Origin of the sequence: Flagellimonas algicida, assembly GCF_049629585.1 — a bacterium.
In the GTDB taxonomy this organism is placed as follows: Bacteria; Bacteroidota; Bacteroidia; order Flavobacteriales; family Flavobacteriaceae; genus Flagellimonas.
The window spans coordinates 145,930-164,009 of sequence record NZ_JBMYIX010000002.1; the positions used below are offsets into that span (position 1 = coordinate 145,930).

The 18,080-nt window shown below is 45.1% G+C and carries 14 protein-coding genes; 1 reads left to right on the forward strand and 13 read right to left on the reverse strand.

Going from position 1 to position 18,080, the window contains the following annotated elements; genetic code table 11:
• Position 1 precedes the first annotated feature (1 nt).
• The 12 genes from ACPD8L_RS09465 to ACPD8L_RS09520 all read right to left on the reverse strand — a co-directional run bounded on the left by ACPD8L_RS09465 (position 2) and on the right by ACPD8L_RS09520 (position 16,557).
• Positions 2 to 340 (reverse strand): rhodanese-like domain-containing protein, encoded by a 339-nt coding sequence (locus ACPD8L_RS09465; RefSeq protein ID WP_421810580.1) that lies wholly within the window; start codon positions 338 to 340, stop codon positions 2 to 4.
• A gap of 79 nt (positions 341 to 419) precedes the next feature.
• Positions 420 to 803, reverse strand: coding sequence for a rhodanese-like domain-containing protein (locus ACPD8L_RS09470; protein ID WP_421810579.1), 384 nt, complete (start codon positions 801 to 803; stop codon positions 420 to 422).
• Positions 804 to 807: 4 nt separating this feature from the next.
• A complete protein-coding gene (locus ACPD8L_RS09475) occupies positions 808 to 2,217 on the reverse strand; it encodes an MBL fold metallo-hydrolase (RefSeq protein ID WP_293303465.1) in 1,410 nt (469 codons plus the stop codon).
• Positions 2,218 to 2,274: 57 nt separating this feature from the next.
• A complete protein-coding gene (locus tag ACPD8L_RS09480; protein WP_423943109.1) occupies positions 2,275 to 4,008 on the reverse strand; it encodes a SulP family inorganic anion transporter in 1,734 nt (577 codons plus the stop codon).
• Positions 4,009 to 4,071: 63 nt separating this feature from the next.
• The gene (locus ACPD8L_RS09485) at positions 4,072 to 4,704 is read right to left on the reverse strand and encodes a Crp/Fnr family transcriptional regulator (RefSeq protein WP_116216910.1); all 633 of its coding nucleotides are present in this window, start codon (positions 4,702 to 4,704) and stop codon (positions 4,072 to 4,074) included.
• 152 nt (positions 4,705 to 4,856) lie between these two features.
• On the reverse strand, positions 4,857 to 5,930 hold the full coding sequence (locus ACPD8L_RS09490) for a sulfatase-like hydrolase/transferase (RefSeq protein ID WP_423943111.1): 1,074 nt from the start codon (positions 5,928 to 5,930) through the stop codon (positions 4,857 to 4,859).
• A 3-nt stretch (positions 5,931 to 5,933) separates the two neighbouring features.
• Complete coding sequence (locus ACPD8L_RS09495) at positions 5,934 to 7,523, reverse strand: fibronectin type III domain-containing protein (RefSeq protein WP_423943112.1); 1,590 nt, start codon at positions 7,521 to 7,523, stop codon at positions 5,934 to 5,936.
• The gene (gene pbfA, locus ACPD8L_RS09500) at positions 7,523 to 8,893 is read right to left on the reverse strand and encodes a (R)-1-hydroxy-2-aminoethylphosphonate ammonia-lyase (RefSeq protein WP_423943114.1); all 1,371 of its coding nucleotides are present in this window, start codon (positions 8,891 to 8,893) and stop codon (positions 7,523 to 7,525) included. Before pbfA ends, ACPD8L_RS09495 begins: the two co-directional genes overlap by 1 nt.
• Positions 8,871 to 10,109: an MBL fold metallo-hydrolase gene (locus tag ACPD8L_RS09505; RefSeq protein WP_423943853.1), complete on the reverse strand. Its 1,239-nt coding sequence runs from the start codon at positions 10,107 to 10,109 to the stop codon at positions 8,871 to 8,873. Before ACPD8L_RS09505 ends, pbfA begins: the two co-directional genes overlap by 23 nt.
• A gap of 36 nt (positions 10,110 to 10,145) precedes the next feature.
• A complete protein-coding gene (locus tag ACPD8L_RS09510) occupies positions 10,146 to 11,801 on the reverse strand; it encodes an alkaline phosphatase family protein (RefSeq protein WP_423943116.1) in 1,656 nt (551 codons plus the stop codon).
• Between the two features lie 77 nt (positions 11,802 to 11,878).
• Entirely contained in the window at positions 11,879 to 13,327 is a 1,449-nt protein-coding gene (locus tag ACPD8L_RS09515; RefSeq protein ID WP_116216905.1) for a SusD/RagB family nutrient-binding outer membrane lipoprotein, read from the reverse strand.
• 20 nt (positions 13,328 to 13,347) lie between these two features.
• On the reverse strand, positions 13,348 to 16,557 hold the full coding sequence (locus ACPD8L_RS09520) for a SusC/RagA family TonB-linked outer membrane protein (protein ID WP_423943119.1): 3,210 nt from the start codon (positions 16,555 to 16,557) through the stop codon (positions 13,348 to 13,350).
• A 281-nt stretch (positions 16,558 to 16,838) separates the two neighbouring features.
• On the opposite strand from ACPD8L_RS09520, the gene ACPD8L_RS09525 reads away from it, so the two are divergent.
• Positions 16,839 to 17,405, forward strand: coding sequence for a helix-turn-helix domain-containing protein (locus ACPD8L_RS09525; RefSeq protein ID WP_129655114.1), 567 nt, complete (start codon positions 16,839 to 16,841; stop codon positions 17,403 to 17,405).
• Here the strand turns inward: ACPD8L_RS09525 and ACPD8L_RS09530 are convergent.
• The gene (locus ACPD8L_RS09530; protein WP_293303473.1) at positions 17,402 to 18,076 is read right to left on the reverse strand and encodes a phosphonatase-like hydrolase; all 675 of its coding nucleotides are present in this window, start codon (positions 18,074 to 18,076) and stop codon (positions 17,402 to 17,404) included. The genes ACPD8L_RS09525 and ACPD8L_RS09530 overlap by 4 nt on opposite strands.
• Positions 18,077 to 18,080: the final 4 nt, after the last annotated feature.

Here is an 18,080-nt window from a genome sequence, read left to right on the forward strand (position 1 = left end):
ATTACCACATACGATAACCCCCTCTTAGATCATAGACCTCGCTGAAGCCCATGCCCACAAGCTTCCGGGCTGCTTTTTGACTTCTATTGCCTGACTGGCAGTAGAGGTATACGGGTTCGTCCTTCTTCATTTTTGAAAAGGCCTCACCAAATGTCGATGACCGAAAATAGTCCACGTTGCGGGCCCCTTTAATATGCCCTGACCTGAATTCTCCAGCTGTTCTCACATCGACCAATTGCACTTTGGCTTTGGAAATGGCACTTTTATAGGCATCCCTATCCAAAATTTGGATGGCATCGGATTGATTTCCCTTTGGGAACAAAAAACTAAATATTGACATTTTATCCTGATTTTATGTCCTCAAAAATACAGGGGATAAAAGCTATGGTCAGTAACGCGGGTTACACAAAGAAAAGTAACTAGTCTTCTTTCTTCCAATCGTCATAACCACCGGAATAGTCATAAATCTGAATGAATCCTTTGGTCTTGAGAATCTCCACGGCCTTGTTGCTCCGTGCCCCTTTTTTGCAATAGACATATACAGGTTTGTCCTTATCCAGTCCTTCCAATTGGAAAGCAAAGGTTTCCGCATTGCTTATATCGAAGTTGACCGCATCATCTATGTGGCCTTCGTGATATTCCATAGGGGTCCTTACATCCACCAACTGAACGTCTTTGCCTATCACTTCAGCCTGGACGGTGGCCTTATCTATTCTTTTTGCCACTTTCTCTTGTTGGGGAAGACAGGACATCATCCATAAAAAACTGAAAGTAAAGAGGGTGAATTTTATTGTTTTTCGCATGTTGTTATTTTAAAGTAGTTGGACAAACATAATCCGTTACGGGAATCCCCGCGGTTTTCATGGCGGCAAAACCACCAGCCACATCAATAAGATTATGTATTCCCCTACTCTTCAGGATAGAAGCCGCAATCATACTCCTATACCCTCCCGCACAGTGAATGTAGAAGGTTTCCTTGTCCGGATACTCGGATAGGTGGTCATTGATATAATCCAAGGGGGTCAAAATAGCATTCTCCGCATGCTCTGCCTTGTATTCCGATTCTTTTCTAACATCGAATACAGGTGTGTTTTCCTTCATGGCCTCTTTCAACTCATCGGCAGAAACACTTTTTACGGTATCTACTTCCTTGCCTGCTGCTTCCCAAGCTTTCAATCCGCCTTTCAAATATCCCAAGGTACCATCGAACCCAACCCTGGAAAGTCGGGTTATGGTTTCTTCCTCACGCCCTTCGGGAGCTACCAAAAGAATGGGCTGTTCCACATCGGCGATCAAAGCACCCACCCATGGGGCAAAGCTTCCGTCCAATCCAATGAAAATGGATCGTGGCACATGACCTTTGGCAAAATCAGCTTGATTCCGCACATCCAATACCACGGCCCCGGTTTCGTTGGCCGCCACTTCAAAGGCATCCGGACTCAAACTCTGTGTTCCCCGTTCCAATACGGTATCGATATCTTCATACCCTTCCTTGTTCATTTTCACGTTCAACGGAAAATATTGGGGAGGAGGCAAAAGACCATCGGTGACTTCCTTGACGAATTCCTCCTTGGTCATATCTGCCCGTAGGGCATAGTTCATTTTTTTCTGATTGCCCAAGGTGTCCACGGTTTCCTTCATCATATTCTTACCACAGGCAGAACCCGCTCCGTGTGCCGGGTACACAATTACATCATCGGCCAAGGGCATAATTTTATTTCGAAGACTTTCGTACAAGGTAGCGGCCAGTTCTTCCTGCGTCATATGTGCCGCTTTTTGGGCCAAATCCGGACGGCCTACATCACCCAAGAACAAGGTGTCCCCGCTAAAAATGGCATGGTCCTTTCCGTTTTCATCCTTTAACAAATAGGTGGTGCTCTCCATGGTATGCCCCGGAGTGTGCAACACTTTAATGGTGACTTTGCCCAGTTTAAATTCCTGTCCATCTTCAGCTATAATGGCATCAAAAGATGGTTTTGCCGTAGGGCCATACACAATGGGGGCCCCGGTTTCCTTGGAAAGGGTAACGTGTCCACTCACAAAATCTGCATGGAAATGGGTCTCAAAAATATATTTTATGGTAGCACCGCTTTCCTTGGCTCTTTTAATATATGGTTTCACTTCCCGAAGGGGGTCCACAATGGCCACTTCGTCTTCGCTTTCTATGTAGTACGCCCCTTGGGCCAAACATCCGGTGTATATCTGTTCTATTTTCATTTTTTCTTGGTTTTTGTCAAAAATACATGACTACTTTTACCCGTACAGTTACCAAAGTTACAAACTCTTTGTCTGGGATTGGAGAGAGATCCTTTTCTGAATTCCTGTTCGTTCCTTTTGGTCGGAACAGTAGTCCACAGCTTCAAACGTCTGAACGAAAAGGTTTTCCTCTCCAATGATATCGATGAGTCCACTGTGGTACAAAATGTCCCTTGTTGGACCAATAGCGCCTGTTATCAGCAATTGGATACCCCTTTCGCGCAAATCCAAAATAATCCGTTCCAAAAGGGTCGTCGCGCTACTATCAATATAATTGATGGCCTCGGCATTAAGGATGATATACTTCAACCCACTTCCCTTTTTTGCTATTTGTTGATAGAGTTGTTTTTTGAAGTAATCCTTGTTGCCAAAATAGAGTTGGGCATCAAACCTGAGGATGAGCTTGTCAGTTTCTACCTCCACTTCCTCTGGAAACCGGTTCACATTCTTAAAATAATCAGTGCCCTTTATCCGTCCTAAAACAGCAATATGGGGATTGGAAATGCGGTATACCAACAATAACAAGGAAAGCAACACGCCCAAAAGGATTCCTTCGATCAACCCTATGAAAAGGGTCAATAAAAAGGTGGCGACCAACAACATGAATTCATCCTTTCTGCTCTTGAAAAGCATTGCGGGATATTTTAAATCTATCAGTCCAAAAACCGATACCAAAATGATCGCTCCCAATACCGCAGCGGGCAAATCGTGGAACAAGGGAGTCAAAAACAAGAGCACCGCGGCAATCAACAAGGCACTGAATATAAGCGACATGCCCGTTTTGGCCCCAGCCTGATCGTTGACCGCAGTTCTTGAAAAACTTCCTGATACGGAGAACGATTGAAAAAAAGATCCCATAAGATTGGAAAGGCCCAAGGCCCGAAGCTCCTGATTGGCATCCAACTCATACTCGTGGTGTTTCTCCTCAACGGTTTTGGCTATGGAAATGGATTCCATGAATCCAAACAGGGCCACAGTGATGGCAATGGGCAACAATTGCCCCATTTTTTCCCATTGGAATTCCGGGCTTTGGAATTTGGGCAATCCTTTGGGGATTTCCCCAACCACCTGGATTCCTTTGGTTTCCAAATGCAAAAACAAAACGGCCAAAATCCCTATAATAACAATGATCAGCGGTGTGGGTATTTTTTTGCTGATGCGGTTCATGAAAAGGATAAGGAGAATGGCGACAATCCCCAATCCCAACGCATAAAGGTTGATTTGCCCCAAACTGCCAAAAATATTTCCCAATAGCTGGTGTATTTTACTGGATTGTGAAATTTGGACCCCAAAAATATGCTTCAGTTGCCCCAATCCAATGAGAATGGCTGCTGCGGAAGTAAATCCGCTAATAACGGGTTTAGACAGAAAATTGATGAAAAAACCCATTCGCAGGAAGCCCAAAAGCAACTGTATACTACCAATAAGAAGGGTCAGTAAAAGTACTGCGGCAATGTAGTCTTCAATATTGGCCAATTGCAACGCTCCTATACCAGCCGCCACCAACAAGGAATCCATGGCCACCGGGCCCACCGCCAGTTGGCGAGATGTCCCTGTCAATGCATAGACAATCTGCGGAACCAATGCCGCGTAAAGCCCATAAATAGGGGGCATTCCCGCAATCATGGCATAAGCCATCCCTTGGGGCACCAACATAACCCCCAAGGTGAGTCCGGCAATAAGGTCCCCATAAAGGAGTGAACGATTATAGGTCTTCAACCACGATAAAAAGGGAAAAAACCGTTTAAGCATAGGATTGGTTTTGAACAAAAATAAGGTTCCGTGTATTGCTTTACAGTAACCAAAGGCACAGACCTATAGATCCAAAATCTGGATGTAATTCCTGTGAAGGACCAATTTCTTCATTTTCTCGAGCTTTTTCAACAAGCGTGATATCACTACCCTCGAGGTATGCAAATCATAGGCAATCTCTTGATGGGTACTTCGTATCTGGTTATCGTTGGTCACCTCAATCTTCTTTTTGAGATAGTCCACCAAACGTTGATCTAAATTCTTGAAAGCAATGCTGTCCACCGTCTGCAACAGTTCATTCAATCGGTTATGATAGCTTTCGAACACATAATTGCGCCATCCTTTGTACTTGGCCATCCATTCTTCCATTTTTTGGACGGGCACCATCATAATTTTGGCATCGGTCTCGGCGATGGCCCTGATCTCGCTTTGGGTGTGCCCCATACAACAGGCCATGGTGACAGAGCAGGTCTCCCCTTGCTCCAAATAATAAAGCAACAATTCATCGCCCTCATCATCTTCCCGCAATACTTTAATGGCCCCGGAAAGCAGCAATGGAATACTTCTAATATAGTTTCCGATATCCATGATGGTCTCGCCAGCAGGGACTTCCATGCACTTGCCTACTTCAATAATCTCATCAATAAGGGGTTGCTCAAAATGGGAACTGAATATTCCTAAAAGTTCTTCTTTCATATGATAGTTATACCCCTCTAAGGTAACCATTTTAGGCAAAAACACCCCTGACCATGACAAGATGAAAATCCGTAAAAAGCAAGGGCCCGCACTTTAGTGCGGGCCCTGACAAACTAACTCAAACTAATTAACTGAAAATAAAACTGACGTATTTATAATTTTAAGGGACTCCCCTTTATTTCTTTGGCAACGGGAATATCCAAGAACTGTAGCACTGTGGGGGCTATCTGATTGGAGTATAGCTGTTCATTTTTTGTCTCTCCCAACGCTTCGATATTCTTTCCAAAGGCAATCAACCAAACTTGGCCTGCACCGTTGATCTTACTTCCATGGCTTCTCCAGGTATCCAAGGGTTGGGTGCCCCTACCGTGATCGGTGGTGATCAAAAAAACGGTTTGATCCTTATAGAATTCATCTTCTTGGGTAAACTCCCAAAGTTCCTTGATCAGGGCATCGGTGTTGTGGGCCGATTTCAAATAAGACTGATAGTCCCCATCATGTGCAAAATCATCGGTTTCCCCGTAGGAAATGTAGACCAGATTGGGATGCTCTTTTTTCATATGCTCCAGGGCATAGTGATGGGTAAAGGCATCCAACCGAACACTGCCCCAAGGACTGGGAATCTGTTCCTGCAATTGGTTAAGGAATTTTTCGCGCTCGTTCAAATTTTTGGTGGCCGACTCAAAACCTGCGTTTACGGGAACCCCTGATCGTTCTTCGTTGATGATGTACGGAAACACATCCCAACTTCCAAATGCGGCAACCTTTCCCTTCCCTTTCGGCGAATTGTTGTACCGTTCCAAAATGGTAGTATTGGGGTTGTTCATCTTATCGTTACTGGTGATTCGGGCATCATCGGCAGTACCGGTAAGAATCTCGTTATAGCCTGGATAAGAGAACCACATGGTATTGGTAAGATTCACTTTGCTGTCCAGGCTCCTGTTGCCATGCAATTGGCCCATTTTGGACACTTGGCCCCACACAAATGGTAAAAGTGCCTCTCTTCGTTCTTTTGGGGTATCCCTCCAGTAGGTATTCTTCAGCATATCCGGATTGTGAACGTATTCCTTGTTCGTCACCAAAAGGGAATCTGCCCCCGTAAAGAGCTCCTGCCAACGGAACCCGTCCAACGTAATTAAAATTACCTTGGTGTTGTTCGAGTCTTGGGCATTCCCTATTTGCATCGCCACCAATGCCGTAATCAAAAGCAAAATTCTGTTCTTCATGTTTTATTTGGTTTTAAAGGATGTTATTTGGGACCAGTCGCTCCAATTCAGGTTTTGGTCTCGGTATCTTACTCGCCAAAAATACGTGGTATTTGGTTTTAGACGCCTGGTCTTTTCATCCGTAAGATCATCATCTTTTTGTCTGTTTTCCTTATAGTACCAGTTTTCATGCTGCTTCCAGCTCTCAAAGGCCAACTTTTCAAAGTCCTTGGCTTCTGAAACCTGCCAATGCGATGCCGCATGGAATGTTCCCTGATGGCTACTTTCAAACGCTCCAGCTTTAAGTGTGGTCCCTTCAATACTTACCACTTCATTTTCTTTTGGGATCAAAGGCATGGGTGCAGCTGGCTTCCGTTCCTTTCTCCAGATGGTAATGCTATCGCGAAGCTCATTATCCCTAAAATCTTCTTCATTTCCCCTACTGATGCGTTTAATGGTGAATTTGGGGTCTTCCCGGTTACCATCCACTTCAACCATTACAAATCCATATTCGTCCTGGGTCACGGTAAACTCGTCATAATCCCTACCTTCAAACTCGCCCCAGTTGTCTATGGCGCCACCTGCCGAGGCCACATTGACCCACAAATGCTTATGGTCGCGGGACTGTCCTCGGGAATAGCCGTGTGTATGTCCAAAAAAGTGGATGCTGGGTTTTCCGGTCTTGGTGGAAAATGCTTCCAACATCTTCACCACTTTTCCGGTTGATTCTTCCTCTCCGGGAATCCAAAGTTCCGATTTATGGGGATGGTGCAATTGGGCAAAAACAAAGTCAATCGCATCATTCTTCTCGGTTTCGGCCAAGACGTTTTCCAACCATTCATACTGCTCTCTCAAATCCCGATAGCCTTCATTGGAATTCAATCCAATGACCCGGGTGTTGCCATAGTCCTTATACCACCAATGCTCGGCATAGGCAGGGGTACCATTCTCGGGAAGACTAAAATATTTGAAATAGAATACGGAGTTGCGTTCGTGATTTCCCAAAACGGGATATACGGGAACCTGTGCAAAAAGCTTTTGGGCCGGGTCAAAAAAATGGTTCTTCCACTGACTGTAGTTGCTTCCTGTGGCCACCAAATCCCCGGGAATCATCACCAAGGCCAAATTTTCGGGCAATTTGCCTTCAAATTCCTGTTCCAAATATTGTATCACCCCTTCATTCACCATTTCGGAAAACTTGTTGGGGTTTTGACTGTCGTATTGCATGTCGCTCATGGCCACAATGTTGAACGATTCTTGGTCGCTGGCAAAAGGTGGGGTCTTAAATTGATAAATATCCGATTTTGCCTTGCCCGTCCTTACCCGATAATAGTATTCGGTAAACCGTTGTAGACCTGTCAACTTTACCTCATGGATCCTAGTATCCGAAAAGTTGACATCATAGGCTATCCCTTGGGTCTTTTTTCCCAATTTTTCTGTGGTTCCCCATTCCACAATGCTCTCCTCCCCGCTACTGGTCTCCCATTTGATGATGATGGAGTTGGGTTGTGCATCCTGCAAATAGGGCTGCACCAAAATTTGGGGCTGTTCTTGGGCCACGGCCATGACCGTACCCACAAAAAAGTAGAATAAAAGTTGGTTGATCTTTTTCATTAGACAATTGCGTTGGTTTTAAGGAAGGCCTCGTTCAATATTTCCAAGGCTTTTTCCAGTTCTTCTTGTGATATGGTCAGTGGGGGGGATAATTGCAGTACGTTTCCTTTGGAAACCTTAAAGCTCAACCCCAATTTTAGACATTCGTACATGATTTCCTCGGCCTCCACAACAGCTTTTTTCTTGGTGGTCCTATTGGTGACCAGTTCTATACCCCAAAGCAAGCCCATGCCCCTCACATCGCCGATTAAGGAATATTTTCGGTGCAATTTGTACAGTGCATTTTTTAGAAAGGCTTCGTGGGTCTTTACCTTGTCCAAAAGGTTCTCTTCTTCGATGATATCAAGAACCGTCAAGCCGGCCATGGCCCCCAACGGACTTTTCTCGTGGGTGTAATGCCCCAAGGAGATATGCCCGAAAGTATTATATTCATCCCGAGTAACAATAGCGGCTTGGGGAATGATTCCTCCTCCCAATCCCTTACCAAGACAAAGGATGTCGGGTTCAATGCCATAGTGTTCAAAAGCGAACATTTTCCCGGTCCTTCCCAAAGCGATTGGAATTTCATCCAAAATCAACAATACTCCATGCTTGGTACAAAGTTCGCGGGCCCCTTTCCAAAATTTTTCCGAAGGAATCTGCACATCGGTATTCCTGATAGTCTCCGCCAATAAGGCCCCTATCTGGTTGTCCTTGGAAAGTACGTACTCCAAATATTCCAGTGCTTTATCTTCATTTCCTTCAAAAATGCCCCTGTAGGTAATTGGGGGTGGAATGCGTTCCACACCGGGCATCAAAGGACCCATATGCTCCCTAAAAACCGATTCGCCCCCTACGCTGATGGCATCCAATGATGCCCCATGAAAGGAATCCCAAAACGAAACCACCTTGTGTTTTCCCGTAACGGCCCGTGCCAATTTCAAGGCAATGCCAATGGCCGAGCTCCCATTTGGGGTGAGCAACACCCTGTTGAGCCCTTTTGGGCAGACCGAGGCCAACTTTTCAGCAAATTGTATGGCCACCTCATTGGTGTACCTTCGGGTAGAAAAGGTCAATCCTTGTAATTGTTCGGTCAACCGCCCCACCAATTTGGGGTTGGAAAACCCAATTTGATGTACATTGTTTCCGTGGAAGTCAAGGTATTTTTTACCTGAAATGCTCTCAATGTATGAGCCTTCGCAGTTTTTCAACACATCCAAACAGGGCGTGGACATGGACTGGTGCAAAAAGTACTTGGCATCCTTTTCCAACAGTTCCTTGGTCAGTTCATTCACATCCCCTTCTATCCATTGGCCTCTTGCCGAGGTTAGGTTGATATCTCCTTCCACAACATATTCCCCGCTGTGTCTATCTCGCTTTGTATGGTCCATATTTTGCTCGTATTTTACGTTTTTCGGATGCGTCGTCCAACACATAAATATCGTACATGTTTCCGTTATCATACACCCGAACCACAATGTGTCCTTCCTGACTTTTATATTGATCCACCCTACCTCCTATGACATCCTTGGTCCCCTGAAGCATAATGGTGGAGAAAATATCACGCTCACCAGGATAAAGTTGTTTTGAGGTGATCCTTCGCAGGACCTCCTCTCCTGGATGGTCCGCCGTCCAGTTTTGTTGTATCCATACCCGCGGCCTAATGGTGCGGACATAATACGCATTTTGGGAATCCCGATTACCATGATGATTCAACGTGGCCACATCCACCGGGCCAATGACAGGTGCCACATGCGATTCAAGGGCGTTGAGGTCCGTTTGTCCCAACCCATCGATTCCCGCAATATCCCCTCCGGTAAAATAGTTGAATTTCCCATAATCTATTCTGATGCAATTGCTCAAGGGGTTTTCACCCGGATATTCTCCAGCTTTAAAAAGGGAGAACGTATTTTCGTCCTCTCCAGTCCAGATTACTCCATTGGAAGCAATATTTTGAACGGAAAAGTTGGGATAATCCTTTGGATTGTGCTTCAAAACGATTTGGTCCACGGCACCCACTCTCAAGGCTTCATTTTCCAATCCGTTTTCTTTGGATTGATGGGAGATGAACTTCCAGTATTCCTTCAAAGTAGGAACCATGCCGTATTTATCCTTGGAGAAACGCTCCGTGGATTGCACTTTGGTATCCTTTAAATCCAAGGGAAAATCAAATCCCCGATCAATCAGTTTTTTGATGGGCAACAACGAACCCACTTCCATAATTCCAGTCAACTGATACCCTCCGGGTGCTATCTTTCGCAAAGAATCCACCTCACCAAAGTGGTCATCATGGTAATGGGTGATCAAGGCATAATCCAACTGCCTATTTTGGTTTTTGGGCACAAATCGATCTATATAATCCACAATCCATTCGGGAGCAGATTTTGACCGATTGGGAACCAGTTTTGCATTTCTATTTGATGTGGTCCTTGGGTGGGTCTCGGACATATCGCCAGCATCCACCAAAAGGGTTGTCCCATCCGGAAACACCATAAAAGCAGCATTTCCCCTACCCGTATTGATGTGGTGGATATCCAAAAAACCAGGCTTCCAATTAGGTAATTGCGTGTCCTGTCCATGTGAAATCCAAACGGACAGGGCAAACATCAAAAAACCCAATTTTTTAAGGTTGAGGAACATCTATTACTTGACTCTGTATAATTTATTCGCAGGAACAATCTGCTTGGGAACATCTTTCCCTTGATACTTTACATCCAAATGGTAGCCACCACCGCCATTGAAGAACTCCACACGAACTTCATGACGTCCCTTGGCCAATTCCATGGTTCCACTACGTTCCATAACGCCATGGTCCCCATCATTGTCCACTACCAAAGTTCCATCCACGTAAAGCTTGCTACCATCATCACTATTGGTAAAGAAGCGATACTTTCCTTCCTCTTCGATTTCCAAATAGCTTTCCAACACCAAGGCCACCTGATCTTGTTGGATATCCGGACCCACGGCCTGCTTATGCGAGAACTCCATAATATACCCCTCCTTGACAGGTTTTAGGGTAGAGAAATCCGGAAGCTTTTCCATTTTTTCCCCATAGAATATCTGAAACTTTACGGGGTCTTCCTTGGTTTTGGGCACAATCCTAAAATTGGCCTCGGCCATGGTGCTTGCCATGGCTCCATTTTGAAAAATAGCAGCTTTCAACACAGCCGTTTCCTTTAAATAGAAGGTGTCTTGGTACACCGAGCTGTTGACCGCCGTTGGCACTTCACCACCCAGCACATAGCGAATTTCCCCACCATTGTTCGGGTTTTGTATCACCACTGCCACGGAATCGGCTTTAAAAACTCCTCCGGCAGGCTCATAATGGCCCGCATCAGGGAGAATCTTTGGTTGGGTAATCTGCTCTTTTCGCTTGTAGGTCAGTTTGGGTTTTTTATTTCCTATAAAAGCCCCTTTTACAGGTCTGCCAATCCATGCTTGCGGTGTTTGCAGTCCCATGGCGTAGGCCACAGTCGGGGCATTGTCGTATTGGTATACGGTTTCTTCAATTTCATAGCCTTTCTTCACTCCTGCTCCGTACATGATGAAGGGGATGGTCATTTCGGCCAAACTCTCCCCACCATGTCCATAGCCCAATCCCCCATGATCCGCAGATACAATGAAAAGGGTCTTTTCAAACATCCCGGCTTCTTTGGTCGCCTTTACAATCTCCATGATCAGGGAATCTGCTTTTGCAACAGAAGTGTAGTACTCCGCACTGCCATGGCCCATACTATGCCCAGCATGATCCACGTGATCTAGATGCACAAACGTAAACTTGGGCGTGTGTTCCTTGATGTAGGCTATTGCATCTGTGGTAGTCCCGTCTTCGTGGTCGCCATTGATCTCAAAGTCAACATCGTCCTTTTCAAACAATCGTCCAAAACCGTCCCAATCGTAAATGGCACCCACATGGGCTTCGGGCTGTTGGTCCTTGAACAAGGTAAAGATGGTAGGAAAGGTTCCGTTCTCGGTGGCTACGACCGGAGGCAATTGATGGTCAAATTTCTCCCATCCGTTGGAAGTGATCCCATGCTGCTCCGTATCGGCACCCATGATCATACTGGCCCAGTTGGGACTGGAACTCGAGGGGAGTACCGACCTTGCCTGCATGGTTGCAGCTCCATTTTGCACCATGGAGTCCAACATGGGGGTATTTGCATTTCTGATACCATCCGGACTCATCCCATCCACTCCAATCACAACCACGTGATCTATGGTGAATCCTTTTTTATCCGTTTTGTCACAGGCAAAAACCAAGACGGCCAACAGAAACAAACAAAGTGCTTTTTTTATCATGGTCATAAGTCTTAAATAGCAAAGGCTGCCCCGTTAAGAGGCAACCGTTTGCTCGCTGAAATGAATGAATTCTTCTACTAATACCGGGTTCCGGTTTCCCACCAGCCTTTTGTATTTATATTGTCTCCTTCTCCGCCCATGGCGCTTACGGCACCGTCATAATTGGCCTTGTTCAGGGTTTGTTCCGATGAAGGATAAAGGAAACGAACGGGATATCTTCCTCCGTTCAAATCGTCTTGACCTGTTTCCAATGCAGGCATTCCCGTTCTTCTGTAATCCATCCAACCTTGATAGTCCACATTCCAAAGGGCAATGGTCTTTTGGGTCAACAAAAGTTCCAAGGTACCATCATACTGCACTTCGGATTCCAACAAATAGGCTTCGATATCGGCATCATCAACCCCCCAATAGGAAAGGCTCGCCCTAATTCCTTCATTGTAATAGTTCTCCGCGTTTCCAGTAATGATTCCTCTTTCGGCAGCTTCTGCCAAAATAAATTGTACTTCCGAGTTTTTCATGATGAAAGCTTCGGCTTGAGTGGCAGAAAAGTAAAACAACTCCACATCCAACCTGCTTGGACTAAACTCATCATCATAGGCACGGGCATTGTCCTGATTCAGTCCAATTGGAATACCTACCCAATCACCATCACTGTTTCTATCGAACCAAATATCCAAACGTGGATCATTAAAGCGTTCAAAATAATCCAACAAGGTGGTACACAAGCTTTTCTCGTCAAATCCACCAATACGGCCAGTACTCTGCGGCCAAGAATCTGTGTTGGAGGTTCCACTGTACACCAATACGGCATTGTCGGCATTGGAATCGATATAGTTTCCTGCATTGACAATGGACTGCATTTCGGCGGAAACGTCCCTCCGTTTTGAAATCCGCATTAAATAGCGAAGTCTCAATGAGTTTGCCAACTTTCTCCATTTGGTGGCATCCCCATTGAAGATCACATCTCCTGAAGAACCTGCAATTGCCTCTCCTTTTGCCAGTGCTGCATCTGCATCGGCCAAATCTTGCAATACCCCATTATAAACGGTTTCTTGATCATCATATACCGGAGTAAATATTCCATCTGACTTACCAGACATCGCTTCAGAGTAAGGAACATGTCCGTACAAGTCGGTCAGGTTGGCAAAACTAAGGGCCCTCATGGTAAGGGCTATCCCTTCATAGGTTGCATTTTGGGTACCTTCTGCCCTGGATATTTCCAAAATATCATTGATTTCCGGCAAGTAATTGTAGAAGAAATTCCACATACCTTGATCTCCCCAATCAAATTGGCTAAACCCAGGAAAGTTGTTCTTGGCCATCAATTGGGTAATGGTGTTTCCATCGCTGTAGCCCTCTTGTGTAAGTGTTCTGGTAATTTCCGAGGTCACGGTGGATACCAGCAAGTTGGCACTTACCTGCTCCGGGGCATTGGGGTTCATATTGATTTCTTCAAAGTTTTCGGTACAGGACACCATTAGGGTTCCCGCTAGAAATATTGACGCTATGATGTTTGATGTCTTCATCTTTTTTTCGTCTTGACTATTTAAAATTCTACATTAAGGTTCAGTCCAAAACTTCTGGTACTGGGTAGGGCCATATCTTCTACACCGGGCACAATATTGCCTCCGGAGAAAGAAATGGTCTCAGGATCTACGTGGTCGTTTTCTGTCCACAAAGCAAGGTTTCGGCCAACAAGTGAAATGGTAGCTGACCTAATCGGGGTTCTTTCCAACAATTTACTTGGGAAGGTATATCCCAACTTCACTTCACGAAGTTTCACATAGGTAGCATCGAACATTGAGCTTTGCTCATTGCCCCTGTTATACACATGGGAATAGTAGTTGGATGCGGCCACACTTTGCGTATTGGGCGTATAGCTTCCATTACCATTATCAATTACCCCTTGTGCAACGATACCAGTCTCACGTCCTGGCACTGTAAAATCCAACATCCCAGTTGTACCTCCAATGGCAACGGTCCTTGAGTGGTACACACCACCTTGTCTCCAATCGAAAAGGAATCCGAACCTGAAGTTTTTGTACTGGAAGCTGTTTTGGAAACCTACCATAAAATCTGGATTGTAGTTTCCAAGATTGCGTAGTTCATTGCTTCGGATGGGCAAGCCAGAACTCTCATCGATGATCCACTGTCCATAGTAGGGACTACTCTTATCGGTAACCTGCTCAAATCCGGTTCCGTAGAGATCTCCCATTCGCTCACCCACTTCGGCCACCACTTGCAGATAGTTCTCTTTTACCAAATAGCTGGTAAGTCCATCAGTAAGTTCTTTAACCTCTCCACGGTTGGCGGTAAAGTTGATGTTGGTATCCCAACTAAAGCTATTGGTCTTGACAGGAGTTGCACTCAATGTCACCTCAATACCTTTATTCTCCACTTCACCGGCGTTGATTATCCTTGATCCATATCCTGAAGTGTTGGAAACTGGAAGGGAAAGAATCTGGTTATCCGTAACCGACATATAAGCTGCAACATCCAAACCTAGACGACTTTGGAAAAATCGCAGATCGGCACCCACTTCAAACGAGTTGGTCCTTTCCGGTTTTAGGTCTGCCAGTTTCAATTCTGAAGGCGAATACGCCCTGGAGAATCCATTAAAGGTGTTTCCAAAACCATAGGTAGCAGCCAAGTTGTAAGGATCGGTATCGTTACCCACGCTGGCCCATCCTCCTCGGATTTTGGCAAAACTGATGGCCCTTGGCATTTCAAACATATCGGAAAGGATGAAACTCAATCCAACCGAAGGGTAGAAATAGCTATTGTTTCCATCAGGCAAAGTGGACGACCAGTCGTTACGGGCCGTCACATCCAAGAAGGCATAGTCCTTATAGGAAACGTTTGAAAAGGCATAGAGACTGTTCACCGTAAACTTGCTGTCGTAATCACTCTGCGTCAAAGGCTCGGCGGCATTACCAAAATTGTAGATGCCGGGAATGGACAATGAGTTGGCACTGATACGCTGATATCTATTCTTTGCCGAACGATGGTTGGCCCCCATGGAGATCCCAAAGTCAAAATCCTCGTTCAACTCCTTGTTATAGGCCAATAGGAAATCCGTGTTCTGCTCGTAGGCATAAATGTAGTCCTCACGATACTGACCATTTGGGAATCGCTGGGTTGAAAAAGCCCTTTTACGCATGTCCAGTTCATTGGAATAATCAAACCCGGAGCGCAACATAAAGCTCAAATCCTTGGTCAATTTCAAATCGGCCCGCAAGTTGGTGATCACACGGTCCTTGTTAAAGGCGTTTGTGTTTTCAAAAACCGTAAAGAACGGGTTGTCATGGTAGTTATAGTTGTAGTTGTACTGTTGTACATTTTCCAAACCGGGCTGCCAATAATCCCTTAGCCCGTTCATGTCTATATGACGACCGAACCAGATCCATAGGTACATTACGTTTTCTGTTCCATACGAGTTGTTGGGACGGTTCCTTGAATTGGAATTGATATAGTTCATGGACCCAGTTACCTTTAACCAATCAGTCAGGTTATAGGTTCCGTTCACTTGGTAGGAACGTCTTTTAAAGTTGGAGTTTGGAATAACGCTCTCGCTCTGCAAATCAGTGAAAGACACCCTGAAATTTCCATCTTCATTACCCCCGGTCAATGCAATGTTGTTGCTCATGGTAAAGCCAGTCCTGAAGAAATCATCAATATTGCTTGAATGCGGTGAAAAAGGAGTCGCAATGATTTCATCCGCGAAAGTACCATCAGGGTTTCTAGGTCGTACATGCACATCCCCGGCACGCAATCCACTACTGGTAGGGCTGTCATGCTGTGGAATCAGTTGTCCGTCCAAGGCAGGACCCCAGCTTTCATCCACATGATCATTGACCCCTCCGGTCAAGGAACGGTTCTGACCTCCATCATTAAAGGCAAATTGTCCACCAGACCCCTGTCCGTATCTATTTTGATATTTAGGCAAGGTCAACAAGTCCTCAAAAGTGGTGTTATTGGTATATGAAACACCGATACCTCTTGTACCTCTTCCTGATTTTGTGGTAATGAGGACAACCCCATTGGCACCCCTGGAACCATAAAGTGCAGTTGCATTGGGACCTTTCAATACGGTCATGGTCTCCACATCATCTGGGTTGATGTCCATGGCGCCATTACCGTAATCCACTTCCATGTTACCTTCGGAACTACGGCTGCTCACATTATTATTGATAGGAATACCATCCACCACAAATAAAGGAGAGTTGGCATTGGGACTAGGATTCAATGAATTCTCGCCACGGATGATGATCTGCGAGGAAGATCCCACACCAGAATTCCCTCCAGTGACCTGAACCCCTGCCATTTTACCGGCAAGCGAGTTGACCACGTTGGTTTCCTTAGCCTCGGAAATCTCTTCACCAGAAACTTTTTGAACGGCATAGGCCAATTTCTTGGTCTCCCTTTTAATACCCAAAGCCGTAACCACTACTTCGTCCAATTGCTGCGAATCGGGTTGCAGCATAATGGTTGCCGTTGTTTTTCCCGAAGGATCAAATTCTTGGGCTATATACCCTATATAGGAAACTACCAAAATTCCACCTTCCTGGGGAATTCCAATTTCAAAGTTTCCATCAAAATCTGCAGCCACCCCTACGGTGCTACCTTTCACAACAACCGATGCCCCAGGCAACGGTACACTGTTTTCATCCACAACCGTACCTGAAAATGTGGTTTGGGAATAGCCGACAATACTTACGGTAAAGGCAAGTATAAACGCTACGAATGCTTTTTTCATTTGTTGAATATTTGTAAAATTTGGTTAATTATTTATCAACAAATATCCAACACCAGCGTTAAGGCACGCAGTTGAACAGATTAAAAAAAAGATATGGAAAGGTTAAAAGAATCGGCATAATGTTAGCTAAACATTATTTACAAATATTCAATTTTTGTGGTATCTTGCGCTGTGTGAACACCTTAATATATCACTGTTTAACAATAGGTTAAGAAACATAGTTTGATTTGTTCCTTTTTCCAAAATATTATAAATACTAAAACACACAAGGTTAAGTTATGATGGATGATTATCTCATAGGCATTGGCAAACGCATCAAGGAAATACGGAGAGGCAACAAAAAGACCATTAGTGACGTTGCGATCCAGGCGGGAGTGACCGCTGGGTTGATTTCACGTATAGAAAATGGAAGGACCATCCCTTCCTTGCCTGTATTTTTAAAAATTGTAGGGGCTTTGGAAACCGAGATGATCGATTTCTTCGATGGTATGCCCAAGGTCAACGGGCACAACTTTTTGGTGTCGCGGAAAGAAGAACAGACCATCATTGAAAAAGAGGACGAAGCCATTGGATTTACCTACAATTACATCTTTGGCAAACAATTGAATTCCGTTGGTTTTGAAAGTGTGCTCCTAGAGGTACAACCCAACTCTGAACGGGAAAAAGTAATCACCGATGCCTTTGAGTTCAAATACATTCTTACCGGTGAGTGTGCTTACGTCATTGGAGACCAGGAAGTACTTTTGAAGGAAGGGGATTCCATCTTTTTCGATGGAAGGATTCCCCATGTTCCCATCAACAGGGGCAAAGTTCCTTCAAAGATGTTGGTGGTCTATTTCTTTATCTAATCCTTGAACAGGATTTCTTTCAAATCACTTAATGACTCCAAGATGTAGGTTGGCTCGGCTTTCTCCAGTTGTTCCCGGGTCTGTGCCCCGGTAAGGACCCCAACAGTAATCCCGCAGTTGGCATTTTTACCTTCCTCAATATCTATTTCAGAATCACCAGCTTTGAGCACTTGCTCTGGATCGGTAATATTGAATAGGGCCATGGCCTTATCGATCATTTCGGAAGAAGGCCTTCCCACTTCCACATCATCGGCCGTGATCAGTGCATCTATTTGATTTCCTGGCATCCAACCCAATTTTTGCAACAATGATTGTGCGGTATTGGAGTCGTACCCGGTGTTCAACACCACTTTGATCCCATGGGACCGCAAGGTTTCAAAAAGCTGTTCCACCCCTTCATAAGTGGTCACCTCCAGCTCGGCATAAGCCTGTTTGAGCATTTCCTTGAAACGGTTATGCACTTCCTTGGCATCCACGGTTGCATTTACTTGCTCAACGATATCCAGAATGGCTTGATATTTCTCTTTCCCTGCCCCATGTTCCAACACTTGGTCCAAGGTAACATCCACCCCGGCATTGTTCAGCGCCTTTTGTACAGTTTTGTAGACTACATTGTCCTCGTTCACCGTAGTTCCGGCCATATCAAACACAACAAGTTTCATATCTTTCATAAGC

Excerpts from the sequence above, each read along its gene's own strand:
- ACPD8L_RS09465 (WP_421810580.1), bottom strand. The coding sequence starts at position 340 with ATGTCAATATTTAGTTTTTTGTTCCCAAAGGGAAATCAATCCGATGCC.
- ACPD8L_RS09470 (WP_421810579.1), bottom strand. The coding sequence starts at position 803 with ATGCGAAAAACAATAAAATTCACCCTCTTTACTTTCAGTTTTTTATGG.
- ACPD8L_RS09475 (WP_293303465.1), bottom strand. The coding sequence starts at position 2,217 with ATGAAAATAGAACAGATATACACCGGATGTTTGGCCCAAGGGGCGTAC.
- ACPD8L_RS09480 (WP_423943109.1), bottom strand. The coding sequence starts at position 4,008 with ATGCTTAAACGGTTTTTTCCCTTTTTATCGTGGTTGAAGACCTATAAT.
- ACPD8L_RS09485 (WP_116216910.1), bottom strand. The coding sequence starts at position 4,704 with ATGAAAGAAGAACTTTTAGGAATATTCAGTTCCCATTTTGAGCAACCC.
- ACPD8L_RS09490 (WP_423943111.1), bottom strand. The coding sequence starts at position 5,930 with ATGAAGAACAGAATTTTGCTTTTGATTACGGCATTGGTGGCGATGCAA.
- ACPD8L_RS09495 (WP_423943112.1), bottom strand. The coding sequence starts at position 7,523 with ATGAAAAAGATCAACCAACTTTTATTCTACTTTTTTGTGGGTACGGTC.
- pbfA (WP_423943114.1), bottom strand. The coding sequence starts at position 8,893 with ATGGACCATACAAAGCGAGATAGACACAGCGGGGAATATGTTGTGGAA.
- ACPD8L_RS09505 (WP_423943853.1), bottom strand. The coding sequence starts at position 10,109 with ATGTTTGCCCTGTCCGTTTGGATTTCACATGGACAGGACACGCAATTA.
- ACPD8L_RS09510 (WP_423943116.1), bottom strand. The coding sequence starts at position 11,801 with ATGATAAAAAAAGCACTTTGTTTGTTTCTGTTGGCCGTCTTGGTTTTT.
- ACPD8L_RS09515 (WP_116216905.1), bottom strand. The coding sequence starts at position 13,327 with ATGAAGACATCAAACATCATAGCGTCAATATTTCTAGCGGGAACCCTA.
- ACPD8L_RS09520 (WP_423943119.1), bottom strand. The coding sequence starts at position 16,557 with ATGAAAAAAGCATTCGTAGCGTTTATACTTGCCTTTACCGTAAGTATT.
- ACPD8L_RS09525 (WP_129655114.1), top strand. The coding sequence starts at position 16,839 with ATGGATGATTATCTCATAGGCATTGGCAAACGCATCAAGGAAATACGG.
- ACPD8L_RS09530 (WP_293303473.1), bottom strand. The coding sequence starts at position 18,076 with ATGAAAGATATGAAACTTGTTGTGTTTGATATGGCCGGAACTACGGTG.